This window comes from Thermoplasmata archaeon (assembly GCA_038729465.1).
Taxonomy (GTDB): domain Archaea; phylum Thermoplasmatota; class Thermoplasmata; order Thermoplasmatales; family ARK-15; genus JAVRLB01.
Genome location: JAVYRZ010000001.1, coordinates 20,512 through 36,084 on the forward strand (window position 1 = coordinate 20,512; position 15,573 = coordinate 36,084).

The window sequence follows — 15,573 nt, forward strand, 5'->3', positions numbered from 1 at the left end:
AAAATATCTGGCAGTGGAGCCAGAGATGAAAAAGATAGTAACAGAAGCAATTACACTTAGAGACTTTTTAACACAGTTAATGGATCGTGATGTGGAAGAGTTCAACATGATCATGGCAGCGTATAAGCTGCCTAAAGAGACAGTTCAAGAGAAGGAGCTCAGAGATAAAAAAATAGAAGAAGCATCTATTAGAGCAAGTAATGTACCATTAGAAACTGCCAGAGCATGCGTAAAAATAATGGATCTTGCTTTGAAAGTTATAAAGAGTGGAAACATCAATGCGGTTAGTGACGGTATTTGCAGTTTTCAATTTGCAAACTCTGCGATGAAAGGTGCTTTAGCAAACGTTAAAATCAATTTGAACAATATAAGCAATCAAGAGATTCTGCAACAGTTCAATACAGAGATAGAGAACATAGAAAAAGAATCTATAAATATGTATGAAAGGAATAAAGAGCTATTAGAGAAGGTGAAATAATGAAAGATCTAGAACCAATATTAAAAATTGCACAGAAAATAGGATTAACTGAAGAGGATCTTGAACTATATGGAAAATATATGGCAAAAGTTTCTCTAGAGGCAATAAAAAAATATAAAAATAACAAGGATGGAAAACTGATTGTAGTGACAGCTATGACCCCTACTCCTGCAGGAGAGGGCAAAACCACCACTTCTATAGGGTTGGTGCAGGGGATGACAAAACTCGGCAAAAAAACGATGCTGGCAATAAGAGAGCCATCTCTAGGCCCAGTGTTCGGTATAAAAGGCGGCGCTACAGGAGGTGGCAAGGCGATGGTAGAACCCATGGAAGAAATAAATCTTCATTTTACAGGAGATTTTCATGCGATCACTTCTGCGCATAATCTTTTATCTGCAATGATAAACAATCACATTTACTTTAGGAACGAGCCAAGAATAGACCAAAGAAAGATTACATGGAGAAGATTAATAGACATGAATGATCGTTCTCTCAGGCATATAATTGTAGGGCTGGGAGAATCAAATGGTGTAATTGTAGAGGAAGGCTTTGACATCACTCCAGCATCCGAGATCATGGCAATTATGGCACTTGCCGAAAATTATAAAGATTTGAAATCTAGGCTTGGCAATATTTTAGTAGGTTACAGTGAGAAGAAAGAGCCGATATTTGCAAGGGATTTAAAAGCGGACGGTGCAATGGCAGCACTGTTAAAAAATGCACTCAAACCCAACTTAGTGCAGACCATTGAACATGTACCGGTATTTGTCCATATAGGCCCATTTGGTAATATTGCGCATGGCACAAACAGTGTAATAGCAGACCATATTGGAATCAAGCTCGTGGATTATTTTGTTACAGAAACAGGATTTGGCAGCGATCTTGGATTTCAAAAGTTTGTGGATGTGGTCAGCAGAGCCAGCAATTTGAAAATTAGTGTAGTAGTCCTTGTTGCTTCGATCCGCGCGCTTAAAATGCATGGAGGGGTACAGAAAGAGGATCTTAAACTGGAGAATGTTGCAGCATTGCAAAAAGGGTTTGAAAATTTACAAAAACACATTACAAACATAAGAAATTACGGATTACCGTTAGTGGTTGCAATAAACAAATTTGTCTCTGACACAGATTCAGAGATAAAGGCACTTGAATCATTATTAAAAACAATGAACGTCTCCTATTCATTAAGCACTAGTTTTGAGGATGGCGGAAATGGAGCAGTGGACCTTGCAAAAAAAGTTATTGAAGAGATTGATGCACATCCAGATCCAAAAGTGAATTATACATACTCTCTAGACGATCCTTTAGAAACAAGAATATATAATATTGCAACAAAGATTTACGGCGCCAAAGATGTGATATATACCAAAGATGCTATTAATGACCTGAAACTTATTAAGAAGAACGGTTTTGATAAGTTTCATGTGATCATGGCAAAAACGCAAAACTCGCTAAGCGACGATCCAAAACTGGTTGGTGCACCTAAAGATTTTACAGTTACAGTGCGTGAGTTAAGAGTATTATCAGGTGCAGGCTTTATAGTAGTAATATTGGGCGAGATCATGACCATGCCAGGATTGCCAAAAGAGCCAGCGGCAGTAAATGTGACATTGACTGATGATGGAGAGATCAAGGGGCTATTTTAGGATAGCCATTATAGATATCTGTCATATAGACTGTGCCATATCTTTCGAATAGATCCTGTAGATTCTGAGAATCGCCAATTGCAACAATAGATTTCCCAATCAAGCTTATTGTTGCAAATCCATATTTTTCTGATTTTTTAATAATCTCTTCCATTTCTCCTGTTAGAAAGCCTATGCTTTTTGAAAATTTAACGCCTAGCTCAAATGCGTACTCTATGTTCTTATTTTTTAAAAACATGTCTAGCGCATTTTTACCATAAAATGTGATTTTCTTCTTGTAAAATGGATCTGTGATAATGCTCTTGGTTTCTACCTCTCCATCAAGTGCAAGAATCGTCAGTTTACTATCTACCATTACTCGATCCACGATTCCGTAAGGCAAAGCACCCTCTTTCAGCCTGATCGTGAACCCGCCCATGCTCTGTGTTGCAATGTCACCGAGTCCTGTATGGTTCATGATCTCCGCTCTGTGAGCAATTTGAAGTGTTTCAAAATAGCTTAGGTTCAATTTAAATTCATGATTTAATGCTAAAGCTGTAGATATTGCTGCAGCGGCGCTCATTCCAAATCCATGTTGTGGCGGCAATAAAGTATCTGTATAAACATTTGCATTTAAATTTAGTAATTTCAATATTGTGTGTTGTATAGATGCTTTAATTTTTTTGTTATTTAAAAACACTTCTGTATCCCTTGCTTTTTTAACGTATGTAAGTGCACCTAGACTGGTGGTTATACCTACACCTCTAGATCCTCTTTTCAGCAAGTTTTTGTTTTGGTCCTTTATTTCAAAAAATAAAGTGATGCTGCCAGGTGAGAAAAATCTGATCATAATTATAAGGTATAAAATACAAATACTTTTAATTTTTTATTAAAATCTTAAAAACATTTATTTATCAAAATGTATTTACCTTTTAATTCAGCAGGAAATGATATGCAATTAAGACAACCTATTGTAAGCGTGCTAGGTCATGTCGACCATGGAAAGACAACGTTATTAGACCAGATTAGAGGCTCTTCTATTGCCGCTCGCGAGTATGGCCAGATCACACAACACATAGGTGCCACTGAAGTTTCAATTGATAATATATACAGTATATGCGCTGATATTATAGGGCAAAAGAAATTCAGTGTGCCAGGGTTACTTTTTATAGACACACCGGGGCATCAGGCTTTTACAACCTTGAGGGCCAGAGGCGGAGCATTGGCAGACCTTGCAATACTTGTAATAGACATAAAAGAGGGGATAATGCCACAGACAGTGGAGAGTCTGAAAATTTTAAAAGCGTATAAAACGCCTTTTGTGGTTGTTGCAAATAAAATAGATTTGATATACGGCTGGAAAACGGAATATAATAAGCCGTTTATAGTGGCGCTAAAAGATCAACGTGGGGAAGTAGTAGAAGACTTGAATCAAAAAATTTATCAGATAGCTGAACAGCTTTACAACAATGGATTTTCTGCAGAAAGGTATGATAGAATTGATGATTTTACAAAAAATGTGGCAATAATACCAGTTTCTGCCAAGCACAAAGTAGGCATTGCAGATCTTTTATTGGTGTTAGTTGGTTTGGCTCAGAAGTTTTTGGAATCGGATCTCAGGACTTTAGATGAGCCTGGAGCAGCGACGATCTTAGAAGTAAAAGACGAGAAAGGGTTTGGCAAGACACTGGATCTGATACTTTATCAGGGTGTTATTAAGAAAGGAGACATAATTGTATTTGAAGGGATATATAAGCCGATAGTATCCAGAGTAAAAGCGTTGTTAAGACCTGCACCTGATAATAGTTCTAAGTTGAATATTGTTAATTGTGCAACTGCAGCAGCCGGAATAAAGATACTGGCATCAGATCTTGACTTTGTAAAAGCTGGGGGAATGTTAAAGGTAGCAACACCGGCAACACTGGAAAAAATAGTCGAAGAGATAAAAAGTGAGGGAAATATAAAGATTGAATTGAAAGATGATGGTGTAGTGATAAAAGCAGATGCAATAGGTTCTCTGGAGGCTATGGCTTTTGAGCTGAACATTCTAGAAATACCGATAAAGAAGGCTGAACTGGGAGAGGTGTCAAAAAGGGACGTGGTAGATGCACAGACCTCTGAAAATGAACTTTACAAAGTGATACTGGCTTACAACGTCAAATACACGCTGGATCAAAGAGATGTGCCTGTGATCTCTGGAAACATACTTTATAAGATTATAGATGACTATAAGGCATGGAGGGAGAATAGAATATTAGAACTGGAAGCAGAATCAAGAAAGGCATACATATACCCAGTAAAGTTGTTGGTACTGGAAAATAACATATTCAGAGTTTCCAAGCCTGCAATAGTAGGAGTGAGAGTTCTTGGGGGAGAATTAAGGGCAGGAGTAAAAATTTTAAAACCTGATGGAAGAGTAATTGGCACATTAAAAAGCATCAGAGAGAAAGAGAAGACGCTAGATAAAGCAATTATGGGATCTGAGATAGCAATTTCGGTTGATAATGCAGTGGTTGGAAGAAATCTTAGAGAAAATGACATATTGTATGCAGATTTGAGAGAGGAAGATATCAGGTTCTTAAAAACTCAAATATTAAGTTACGAAGAAAAAGAGATTATAGAAGAAGTATTGAAAATTAAAAGAAAAGATAAGGCTTTTTGGGGTGCATAAATATTTTATTTTATTATAAAATATCCTGCTGATTTTTGTCTGGCCACTCTTTTTATGTATCCTTTGTTTTGCAGCTCTTGCAGAGAGTTAGTGACTATGCCTTTTCCTACGCCAGAAGCTTTCATAATATCATCAGCGGTCTTCAATTTGTCTTCGGAACTAGCACCTACTTTTTTCATGGCTTCGTAAACTTTTTTTGCCATTGGAGAAAGATCTTCTACCATAATTTCACCTTTTTTATGAAACTTTGAATATATATGGATAGTGAAAAAATATATTTAAATGTTTTTAAAAAAATGCACTTTTTTAACTTTTATGATCTGTTTTTAAAAAAGTGCTATCTATAACCATACCCTCTATTCTTAATGTCTTATATTTTTTGTATACTTTCTGTGCTTCTTCTAATCTATTTTTATTTTCACTATACAATCTTAATAGATCTTCTCCAGAATCCACCTTGTCACCGATTTTCTTATAAACCCATATGCCCGCACCCTTGTCTTTCGGCGCTCCTAAAATTCTGGCAATTGTTACTAACGAGGCATTTGATACATATGAGATATATCCCTCTTCTTCTGATACTATATCTAAACTGTACTTTCCAATCTGAATATCCTCGCTCTTTTCTATCTGCTTAGACCCCTGCGCATTTACAATCTCTAAGAACTTATTCAGTGCCTTTTTGTTTTTGAGGATTTCCCTGGCCTTGTTTTTTCCAGCTCCTGGTTTTACGATATTTCCCATCTCTAATAAAATACCAGCAAGTTCTAAAGATTTCTCTATCAAGCTGTTCGATCTGTACTTTCCTTCAAGAGCTTCCAGAGCTTCTTTTGCCTCCAGTGCAGGGCCTATGCTTCTTCCAACAGGCTGGCCACCGTATGTGAATGCGCATTCAACATTAATTCCTAACCGCTCTCCAAGATCTATAAAGTTTCTTGCTAGCTTTCTTGCATACAATTCATCATGCACTTTCGCTTCAGAGCCTATTGGTATGTCGATCAGCAACTTATTTATGTTTAACGCTTTTTTCTTAGCCATCACAGACGCCAACAGCTGAGACTGAGGATCTATGCGCAGCAAATACTCAATCTTAATTATTTTATCATCTGCGGGGGCGAGGTTTACTGCGCCACCCCAAGCAAGCGTGGCACCTACAGTATCTACGATCTTCCGGATCTCTTCAAGTCTCAGGTCTACTTTCGCTAGTACTTCCATCACATCCGCAGTGCCTGCAGCACTGCTTATGGCCCTTGATGAAGTTTTTGGAATTTTAAGCCCAAGTGCCGCCACGATAGGTACTGTGATCAGCGCATATTTATTGCCAGGTACTCCACCAATGCTGTGCACATCGACCACGGGGTACGGGAAATCCAATGTTTCGCCAGTATCTACCATTGCTCTGGTCAAATAGTCCGTTTCCTCAATGTTCAGTTCATTGATAAATAACGAAGTAACATAAGCGGATAGTTCTATGTCTGATATGTTCTCTTTAACAATGTCATCTATGATCTTATAAATTTCCTCTTTGCTCAGCTTAAGTCCCTGCATCTTCTTTTTTATAAACTCTAATGATTCTGGTTTTAAAGTTTGCTCTATCTGAATTGAGTCATACGATTTTACTCCCAAAATCTCGCAGGTACCTGTGAATATTCCTATTTCTCCTCTGTTAATCATAGAATTAGATGTATTTACGATTGCTGTAACACTTTTATCTTTATAATATATTTTCACACGATCATGCGGGAATACCCCTAGTTGCCTACAATCTTCATCGCTTAACAGTACTGTGTTTTTTCCACTTTCCAGATCAAGCTCCCTAACTTTTAGTTTCATGTTGATCCTCTAGAAATATAGACATTAATATATCATCTACATATTCATTGTTGATTTTAAACTGTTTTTTCCACTTACCTTCTATTATAAATCCAAGTTTTATATATAAATTTATGGCTGCACAATTTGAAGAAAATACCTCTAAACATATTTTTTCTATTTTTTTATCTTTGGCCCATTCTATCGCAGTTTTAATCAGTGAAGTACCTACTCCCATCTTCCTAAATCGATCAATTATAGCAATGCTTAAATATGCAGTATGCTTATTTTTTATATAGCGGCCCCGCGTTAGAAATAAGACACCAATTATCTCATTGTTGTACTCTGCCACAAGAGTCAAATCCTCTCTTAAAGTCCTAATTCTCTCTGCCTCAAATTCTTCATAATACGAATACTGCTCTCCCAATAGATAAATTCCTTCTTTCATGACATTATTCATACATGTTACAATACCCTTCGCGTCACTTGGCATCGCGATCCTAATTGTGCATTGCCCGCCATATGGAATATTCAACAATCTTGTCAGCTGCATGAACAACCCTCCTTGCAGTAGTAAATACAGGAATCCTAAAATCCTGCAACTTTTTTTCAACGCGTTTTGTAAATTCACCGCCGGCCATTACTGCTATCACGGTCTTGTCTAGAGTTTTGGTATTTTTCATTACTTCTATCATGCTATCTATATTATTAAATATCGGGGCATTGGGTACTACAAAATATGATACTATTATCTCCAAATCCCCGCTCTTCCCCAAGACATCAAATCCAGCCTGATACCAGTCTGGTGTGGCAGATCCTGTCAAATCCAGCGGATTAGAAATGATTGCAAAATCAGGCAATACTCTCTCGAGTTCTATTCTTTCAGAATCTTTCACTGCTGAAAGTTTTAGATATTTAGATTCACCAACCTCATCTGAGGTCACAACACATGGCCCCGCACCATTAGTGATCATGGCTAAGTTACCATTTTTCGGCAACCTCTGAAATGACAGAATCTTGATAATATCCACAAGATCTTCAATATCATCCACTAAAATTACTCCAGCCTGTTTCATAGCCCCTTTAAACACTTCATAGTTCTGAGCCAGAGCACCTGTATGCGATCTTGCAGCTTTATTACCCAACGCATTTCTTCCAGTCTTTAATACTACTATGGGTTTGGTCTTTGCTACTCTTCTAGCGCGTTCAAAAAATTCACGACCATCTTCTATACTTTCTAAGTAAGCAGCAATGATTTTGGTGTCTTTATCTTTTTCTAAATAGTCCAGCATATCCAGCTCATTCACATCTATTTTGTTGCCAAAACTTACAAATTTGCTAACACCAAGATTGTTCTGTTCTAAATACTCTAAGAGTGTCACACCGTAAGTCCCTGACTGTGTAATAAATGCTATATCCCCTTTTTTTGGGCGGCTTAAAGCTTTCTGGGCCTGAAAAAAAGTATTGAATTCAGAATCTCCAGAATATACTCCGATACAGTTTGGTCCAATAACTCGAATATTATACAGGTTTGCTATTTTTTTTACCTTTTTTTCCAGTTCCGCACCTTCTTCAGAGATCTCTTTGAACCCTCCGGATATTATCACTATCCCTTTTACGCCTTTTTCATGCGCTTCTTCAACAATTTGAGGCATTTGTTTTGCAGAAACAGATACTACCAATAGATCTATACTGTCAGGGATCTCATTAATAGTTTTATAACATTTTCTTCCTAATATATAATCATCCTTTGGGTTTACAGGATATATTGTTGCCTTGGTTTGTAATAGTGACTGCATGATCTCAAATCCAATTCTTCCTTTTTTTGATGATGCACCAATTAACGCGACAGTTCTCGGATTGAAAAAATAGTCCAAAGTTATCCACCTTCTAATCTTATATATCATTTGCGTAAATAAACATTTTTTTTAGATTGTGTCATTAAAAATAAAACTATCTGTTTACTAACGCTACACCTCCTATTACCATTATCCCTCCTATTATTATTGTTACTGTTATTGCTTCATGAATAATAAAATATGCGCTTATTATAGTGAAAAGTGGGCTAAAATAGTAAAAAACAGAAGCTCTTGAAGCGGTAAGTATCTGTAGGCCTTTAAAATTAAGATAAAAGGCAACGAATGTTGCAAAAATAACAAGAAATGCAAGTGCATAGATTTCAATTATATTTAATCTTATAAGTTCTGCCGGCATTTTTGAAATGAAAGGTAAAAAAAAGACAGTTCCAAAAACCATGGATAACGAGGTGACAAACATAGCATCATATCTCTCCAAAACATTTTTTGAAATAATGGTGTAAACACTCCATGCAATTGAGGCACCGAGAATCAATATTATGGATACAATGCTAAGCAGATCTGTAATGCTGTTAATTGAAATAAATATAATGCCTATAAAAGAAATGATTATCCCTGTCATTTTTAAAATGCTGAATCTTTCACCTATGAAAATCATCGAAAGCAAAAATATGAATATTGGCTCTGTTGATACTACAATCGATCCAACTCCCGCAGAAACACCGTTTGCACCGGAATTGTAAAGAGACTGGTACAGCATTACGCCAGTCAGCCCCATCATGGCAATTAGAAGAAAGTCCTTTAATTTTGGTTTTTTCCATAACTTGATCATGATAGGTATGAAAAAGAGAGTAGAAAAAAAGAATCTTGTAAATCCAAGCGTTAAGGGATCCATAACTTGCAGGCATATTTTAGTTGCTGTGTAACCTACACCCCAGATAAATGCAACGATAGTCATTAAGACGTACCCAAGAAATCTTTTTTCCATTGAACGTTGATTATCTTATGAATATATAAACATATTTTATGATTGTAACAGTTAAGATTTAAATAAATAGAGATCTTAATAGAAGTTAAAATGAGCCTTAAAATTAAAAAATTTAATCTTGGGTTTTTACTTAATTACTCATATTTAAGAAAATGGACATTTTTAGGTATATTAATAGGCATTATGGGTGGTGTTATAACAGTAATATTCTATTATCTTATTGAACTCACTACAAAATATTTTTTGACAGACCTTACAGGATATGTGCAACCAGGTAGCCACAACCTTTTATCTCCTATATGGCCATATGATATATTTTTAATACCAATAATAATGACTGTGGGAGGATTGATTGTTGGAATGTTGATATACAAATATGCACCCGAAGCAGAAGGGCATGGTACTGATGCAACCATTAATGCCTTTCACAGAAATAAGGGGAGGATAAGATATCGTGTACCGCTGATAAAGGTTATAGCCTCTGCCATTACAATCGGAAGTGGAGGCAGTGCTGGCAGAGAAGGACCTACAGCGTTATCTGTTGCTGGATTTGGTTCAGCAATAGCTAATATTTTAAAGCTATCGGACAAAGATCGAACAATTGCAGTTTCGGTAGGAATAGGCGCAGGAATAGGTGCTATGTTCAAATCTCCATTTGGTGGGGCAATATTTGGGGCAGAAGTCTTATATAAAAGAGATTTTGAGAGCGAGGCTATATTGCCCTCTTTCATAGCCTCTGTTGTTTCATATAGTATTTTCGGAGCTGTATATGGGTATCAGCCAATTTTTATAGTACCAGGGTACACATTTACATCCCCAATTATACTTATCTACTTTGCGATTTTAGGGGTTTTAATGGCGCTTTTTGGAAGATTTTATATTCGCATCTTTTATGGCACCAAATTATTATTTTCAAAGTTAAAGGTACCAAAATATACGAAGCCGGCCATAGGTGGATTTTTTGCAGGGCTTATTGCTTTGTTCTTTCCCCAGATTATGGGTATTGGGTACGGGTGGATAAGAATCATAGTTAATGGCCAGTATTCTATGCTTTTTAACAATGGATATATTACAGTATGGTATATCCTGATTCTTCTTATTGTTTCTCTCTCTATTTTCAAGATCTTTGCCACCTCTTTTACCGTAGCAACAGGTGGTAGCGGAGGTGTATTTGCGCCAGCTTTGTTTGAAGGTGCAATGTTAGGTAATGCCTTTGCCTTAATAATGGTGCATTTTAACATGCCATATTTTCCTGATAATATAGGAACCATTGCTGCATTTACAGTAGTTGGTATGATGGCTTTTTTTGGTGGAGTTGGAAGAGTACCAATTTCTGTCATTTTAATGGTCAGTGAGATGACAGGGAATTACCAGTTATTATTGCCAGCTATGATAAGTGTAACAATAAGCTACTTTTTGATTAAAGACACAATATACCGGTCTCAGGTTGAAACTAGAGCCGATTCACCAGTCCATGAGCTAGAATATGTAAAGGACCCGTTATCTTATATTCCAGTTTCAAAAATATTAAAAAAAGAATTCATAACTATTTCCAGCAATTCAAATATTGAAGATTATGATATTGAAAGATTCGAGAAAAATATAATTGCAGTTGTAGATGATAAAGGAAGATTCATTAATGAGCTAACTAAGAAAAATATTTCTAAACTTGCAATAACAAGCACTAAAAATATTAAAATTGGGAGTCTGCCGTACGACATAATATCTGTTGTCAGGGATACAGATAGCTGTGCAGAAGCTCTAAAAATAATTATAAACAAGAATATTGATCATGTTTGGGTTTTAAACAAAGAAGATCAACCTTTAGGATTTGTTACTCTAGATGGCATTTTAAATGAATACATCTCAACCGGCAAATAAAAACATTGTTTCAAAAAATGTCAGAAAGTATTCTGTATGTTAAACCCCATATCTTATATTCTCTATAATAATAACAATCGTCGGCTTTTTTAAGATCTTTTTCATCAACCCAGAAAGCCTTCTCTACCTCATCACTAATCTTGAATTCTTCGGTTTTTTTGCAAAACGCATAAAATGCCTGAACCCTAATCTTGCGGTTCAAAGGTATATATACCCCCAAACTACCCTCTATCTCTGGCTTTATTCCAACTTCTTCAAAGCACTCTCGTTCTGCTGCCTGCATTATAGTCTCTTCGGCCTTTTTAAATCCGCCTGGCAATGCCATATGCCCAGACCATGGATCGTCAATTCTCTCTTTCCTTTTTATCAGTACGAATCCATGTTTATCAGTCAAGAAAACCACTGCGGCGTCAGTATTTAATAACTCTATTTTTTTTGTAAATTTATCCAGATTCATTTTAAAAATAGATATAATTTATAGTATTTAAAGAATAAGATCAGATAAAGTTTAAAAATGAAGAAAGTATATAGATCTATAATGGAAACACCACTTATGGCACAGTACTATTCTATTAAAAAGAGGTTCCCCGATACAATATTACTTTTTAGAGTTGGCGATTTTTATGAGACCTTTTATGAAGATGCAAAATTGGTATCTAAAGAATTGAATATTGTATTAACTTCTAGAAATAAGGAAAAAAGCAATATACCGCTAGCCGGCGTGCCATATCATGCCATTTATTCTTATCTTTCAAAACTAATAGAAAAAGGATACAAGGTTGCAATTTGTGAGCAGTTGGAAGATCCTAAAAAAGCAAAAGGGCTCGTTAAGAGAGATGTAATAAGGGTGATAACTCCAGGCACTATACTTGATGAACAGTTGCTTACCAAAGAAAATAACTATTTAGCATCATTAACAGTTGAGAAATCTGGATATGGTATTGTTTTTGTGGACATCTCCACAAACGAGATGTTTGGTGCAGAATACGAAAGAGAACAAAAAAATGAGCTCATTTCCGATATTTTAAAATATCGTCCTGCGGAGATTTTAGCATTTGATACAGAGAAAGAGGTTGAACATGAAATAGAAGGAAAGATTAAAGTTAGCCTTACTTATTTCAAAGATTTTTATTTTGACAAAAAAGTGGCAGAAAAAGAGATATGTGAACAGTTTGGTGTGCCAGAGCTGAGAAGCATAGGACTAGAAAATAAAGAGCATCTTCAATTTGCAATAAGTTTGATATTGAAATACATTGCCGATACTCAAAAAACAAAGATTAAATTTATCAAGAATATTACGATATATGAGTCTAAAGAGTACATGCTCTTAGATTATACTACACTCAAGAACCTGGAGATTTTTGACAGTATAAGAAATGAAAAACAGAATACTTTATTTGGGATCCTGGATCAGTGCAAAACATCAATCGGGTCAAGGACATTAAAACGGTGGATACAGAAACCCTTATTAAATCCAGAGCATATAAAGTATAGAAGTGATGGGGTAGAAGTGCTGTACAAGAACAGTATAATTAGAAGCGTTATTTTTGATATTTTATCTAAGATTGGGGATTTAGAGCGAATAAACAGCAGAATATCTTTCAAGACTGCCAATCCCAGAGATCTTATTACCCTTAAAAATTGTTTGAAGCAGGTCCCTTATTTAAAAGAGATGATCAAAGAACTAGATGTTAAAATAATAAAAGATATATATAAAAACATGGATCCTTTGCCTGACTTAAGTTATTTAATAGAACAAGCAATTATAGATAATCCACCAAACAACATTGAATCTGGTGGAATACTGAAAGATGGGTACAACGAGAGCTTAGATCAATACAGAAAGACAAAGAAAGAAGGCATTAACTGGATATCGAGCATCGAAGAAAAAGAACGTAGAAACAGTAACATAAAAAATCTAAAGATAGGATATAATGACCTGATAGGATATTATTTTGAGATCAGCACATCTAATTCAAATAAAGTACCAGCTCATTTTATCAGAAAACAGAGTTTGAAGAACAGTGAAAGGTTTACCACTCCAGAATTGCAGGAAAAAGAGTATCTTATAAGATCAGCAGATGAAAATATAGTAACTTTAGAAAAGGATCTTTATTTAGATATATTGAATATATTAAATAATTATATTGATAAAATTCAAAATCTTGCTCAAGGAATAGGGCAGCTAGACGCTTTAAATAATCTGGCAGAGCTAGCAGTGAAGCGTAACTATACTAAGCCAATCGTTGATGATACCGGGATAATAGAATTAAAAGATTCAAAACATCCTATACTTGATATAATACAGGAAGATGTTGTAGCAAACGATCTGTATATGGATAGCAATGAAAACAGATTTTTGATTATTACAGGCCCTAACATGGCAGGTAAGAGCACTTATATGCGCCAGATTGCAATAATTATTATAATGGCACAGATAGGTTCATTCGTGCCCGCAAAAAATGCAAAGATAGGAGTTGTAGATAAAATATTCACACGCGTTGGAGCAAGTGACGATGTTTTAAGAGGTCAGAGCACATTTATGACTGAAATGATCGAATTATCTAATATATTGAATAGTGCTACAAGCAACAGTCTTGTAATACTTGACGAGATTGGAAGGGGGACCAGCACATTTGACGGGTTAAGCATTGCATGGGCTACTGCTGAGTACATACATAACACTATTGGCTGCAAAACGTTGTTTGCAACGCATTATCATCAGATGATCGAGCTAGAAAAATTTTTGAATGGTATTAAAAATTATTATATTTCTGTAAAGGAAACACCTGAGGGATTGGTATTTATAAGAAAGATCATGCGTGGGGGAATGAGTGAAAGCTACGGCATTGAAGTTGCAAAACTTGCAGGGCTTCCAACATTGCTGATAAATCGAGCCAGACAGGTACTTGAAAAGATAGAGTCTGAGAACGTGTTAGAAGTGAAAAAGCAGGCCAAGATATTCCAGAGTGTGTTTGAGATTCGCGATGATAATGAGCTGTTAGAAGAACTAAAAAAGATAGACATTAGTGCACTTACTCCTATAGAAGCATTAAATAAAATAAATGAGTGGAAAAAGAAGATTCAAGGATAGATCCACGTTCCATTTTTATGTTCTAGTGCATCATTTAATTTTTCCGGTGAGGTGATCAACACTGCCTTACCACCAGATTTTATGAATTCTATGGAAGCGAGTATTTTTGGGAGCATGCTTCCGGGCTTGAAATGTCCTTCTCCAACATATTTTGAAAGTTCTGGCAAATGAATTTGAGTTAACGCTTTCTGATTCTCCTTATTATAATTTATATATACTTGATCAACGCTGGTGAGGATAAATAGCATATCCGCATTGATATCTCTTCCTAATACCGCAGCACCAAGATCTTTGTCTATTACTGCCTCGACACCTTCAAGGCCTCCATTTTTTCTAACAACAGGGATACCACCACCGCCCACAGCAATAGCGATGAAACCAGAGTCTATTATAGAGCGAATAACTTTTTTTTCTATTATTTCGATTGGCTTTGGCGACGGTACAACTCTCCTCCATCCTCTTCCAGAATCTTCTACCATATTCCAATGATTTTTTTCTTTTAAAGCCATAGCTTCCTCTTTTGAATAAAATGGACCAATTGGTTTGCTGGGGTTTTCAAATGCTGGATCTTTACCATCCACAAGCACCCTTGTCATAATGGTAACTAAATCTTTGTTAATATGATGTTTCTTAATTACTTCATTAAAACTTTGCTCTAGCATATATCCAATGCTCCCCTGCGACATTGCATCGCAAACGTCTAAAGGCATTGGAGGTACAATGTTTTTAGAGTGTTCGTTCTGTAATAAGATAGCCCCCACCTGAGGACCATTGCCATGAGTAATTACTATCTCGTATTGTTTAAAAATGTCTAGAATGCTTTCTGCAGTTTCTCTAGCTCTCTTAAACTGCTCTTCTGCTGTTCCATGATCTTCCGGTCTCAATAATGCATTTCCGCCTACTGCTATTACTACTGTTTCCATGATCTCAACTCATATACTTTTAATAAGAAGTAACGTAATTACATTTAGCTATTTAAGCATTATTTATAGAGGTTGTCAACCTATCATCGAAAATCAATATACATCTAAAATATAGTAAAATTAAGCGTATTTTATCTATTTCTACACTTATTAGTATCTTAAGTAATTGATCATAATCAACGGAAAGTTGAAAATATATTACAGAAACCTCTCAGATCTAATATTATGAATACTAACAATAAATATGATATAATCTATTTCAGATCACTTATATTACATCTTTTATG

At 35.7% G+C, this 15,573-nt stretch carries 13 protein-coding genes; 5 read left to right on the plus strand and 8 right to left on the minus strand.

The window, feature by feature from the left end; translation table 11 throughout:
- Together QXQ25_00110 and QXQ25_00115 are read left to right on the plus strand one after the other, a co-directional pair.
- A partial coding sequence (locus QXQ25_00110; GenBank protein MEM0160113.1) for a cyclodeaminase/cyclohydrolase family protein occupies positions 1–478 on the plus strand: 478 nt, incomplete at its 5' end.
- The gene (locus QXQ25_00115) at positions 478–2,121 is read left to right on the plus strand and encodes a formate--tetrahydrofolate ligase (GenBank protein MEM0160114.1); all 1,644 of its coding nucleotides are present in this window, start codon (positions 478–480) and stop codon (positions 2,119–2,121) included. The genes QXQ25_00110 and QXQ25_00115, both read left to right, overlap by 1 nt.
- On the opposite strand, the gene QXQ25_00120 is transcribed toward QXQ25_00115, so the two are convergent.
- The gene (locus QXQ25_00120) at positions 2,105–2,950 is read right to left on the minus strand and encodes a GHMP kinase (protein ID MEM0160115.1); all 846 of its coding nucleotides are present in this window, start codon (positions 2,948–2,950) and stop codon (positions 2,105–2,107) included. The two genes, QXQ25_00115 and QXQ25_00120, sit on opposite strands and share 17 nt — an antisense overlap.
- Before the next feature lie 102 nt (positions 2,951–3,052).
- Here QXQ25_00120 and infB point away from each other — a divergent pair, with 102 nt between their 5' ends.
- Positions 3,053–4,771 (plus strand): translation initiation factor IF-2, encoded by a 1,719-nt coding sequence (gene infB / locus QXQ25_00125; protein MEM0160116.1) that lies wholly within the window; start codon positions 3,053–3,055, stop codon positions 4,769–4,771.
- Positions 4,772–4,776: 5 nt separating this feature from the next.
- Here infB and QXQ25_00130 read toward each other — a convergent pair whose 3' ends face one another.
- The 5 genes from QXQ25_00130 to QXQ25_00150 all read right to left on the minus strand — a co-directional run bounded on the left by QXQ25_00130 (position 4,777) and on the right by QXQ25_00150 (position 9,388).
- Complete coding sequence (locus QXQ25_00130) at positions 4,777–4,995, minus strand: transcriptional regulator (GenBank protein ID MEM0160117.1); 219 nt, start codon at positions 4,993–4,995, stop codon at positions 4,777–4,779.
- A gap of 82 nt (positions 4,996–5,077) precedes the next feature.
- Positions 5,078–6,604 (minus strand): AMP phosphorylase, encoded by a 1,527-nt coding sequence (locus tag QXQ25_00135; GenBank protein ID MEM0160118.1) that lies wholly within the window; start codon positions 6,602–6,604, stop codon positions 5,078–5,080.
- On the minus strand, positions 6,588–7,136 hold the full coding sequence (locus QXQ25_00140) for a GNAT family N-acetyltransferase (GenBank protein ID MEM0160119.1): 549 nt from the start codon (positions 7,134–7,136) through the stop codon (positions 6,588–6,590). The genes QXQ25_00135 and QXQ25_00140 overlap by 17 nt, the downstream gene beginning before the upstream one ends.
- Positions 7,084–8,460, minus strand: coding sequence for a CoA-binding protein (locus QXQ25_00145; protein ID MEM0160120.1), 1,377 nt, complete (start codon positions 8,458–8,460; stop codon positions 7,084–7,086). Before QXQ25_00145 ends, QXQ25_00140 begins: the two co-directional genes overlap by 53 nt.
- Positions 8,461–8,536: 76 nt before the next feature.
- A complete protein-coding gene (locus QXQ25_00150; GenBank protein ID MEM0160121.1) occupies positions 8,537–9,388 on the minus strand; it encodes a DMT family transporter in 852 nt (283 codons plus the stop codon).
- A gap of 90 nt (positions 9,389–9,478) precedes the next feature.
- Here QXQ25_00150 and QXQ25_00155 point away from each other — a divergent pair, with 90 nt between their 5' ends.
- Positions 9,479–11,269 (plus strand): chloride channel protein, encoded by a 1,791-nt coding sequence (locus QXQ25_00155; GenBank protein MEM0160122.1) that lies wholly within the window; start codon positions 9,479–9,481, stop codon positions 11,267–11,269.
- A 10-nt stretch (positions 11,270–11,279) separates the two neighbouring features.
- On the opposite strand, the gene QXQ25_00160 is transcribed toward QXQ25_00155, so the two are convergent.
- Positions 11,280–11,726: an NUDIX domain-containing protein gene (locus QXQ25_00160; protein MEM0160123.1), complete on the minus strand. Its 447-nt coding sequence runs from the start codon at positions 11,724–11,726 to the stop codon at positions 11,280–11,282.
- A gap of 81 nt (positions 11,727–11,807) precedes the next feature.
- Here QXQ25_00160 and mutS point away from each other — a divergent pair, with 81 nt between their 5' ends.
- Positions 11,808–14,363 carry a DNA mismatch repair protein MutS gene (mutS, locus tag QXQ25_00165; protein MEM0160124.1) on the plus strand — a complete coding sequence of 852 codons (2,556 nt, stop codon included), beginning with the start codon at positions 11,808–11,810 and terminating at the stop codon, positions 14,361–14,363.
- Here mutS and arcC read toward each other — a convergent pair.
- A complete protein-coding gene (gene arcC, locus QXQ25_00170; GenBank protein ID MEM0160125.1) occupies positions 14,354–15,289 on the minus strand; it encodes a carbamate kinase in 936 nt (311 codons plus the stop codon). The two genes, mutS and arcC, sit on opposite strands and share 10 nt — an antisense overlap.
- Positions 15,290–15,573 lie beyond the last annotated feature (284 nt).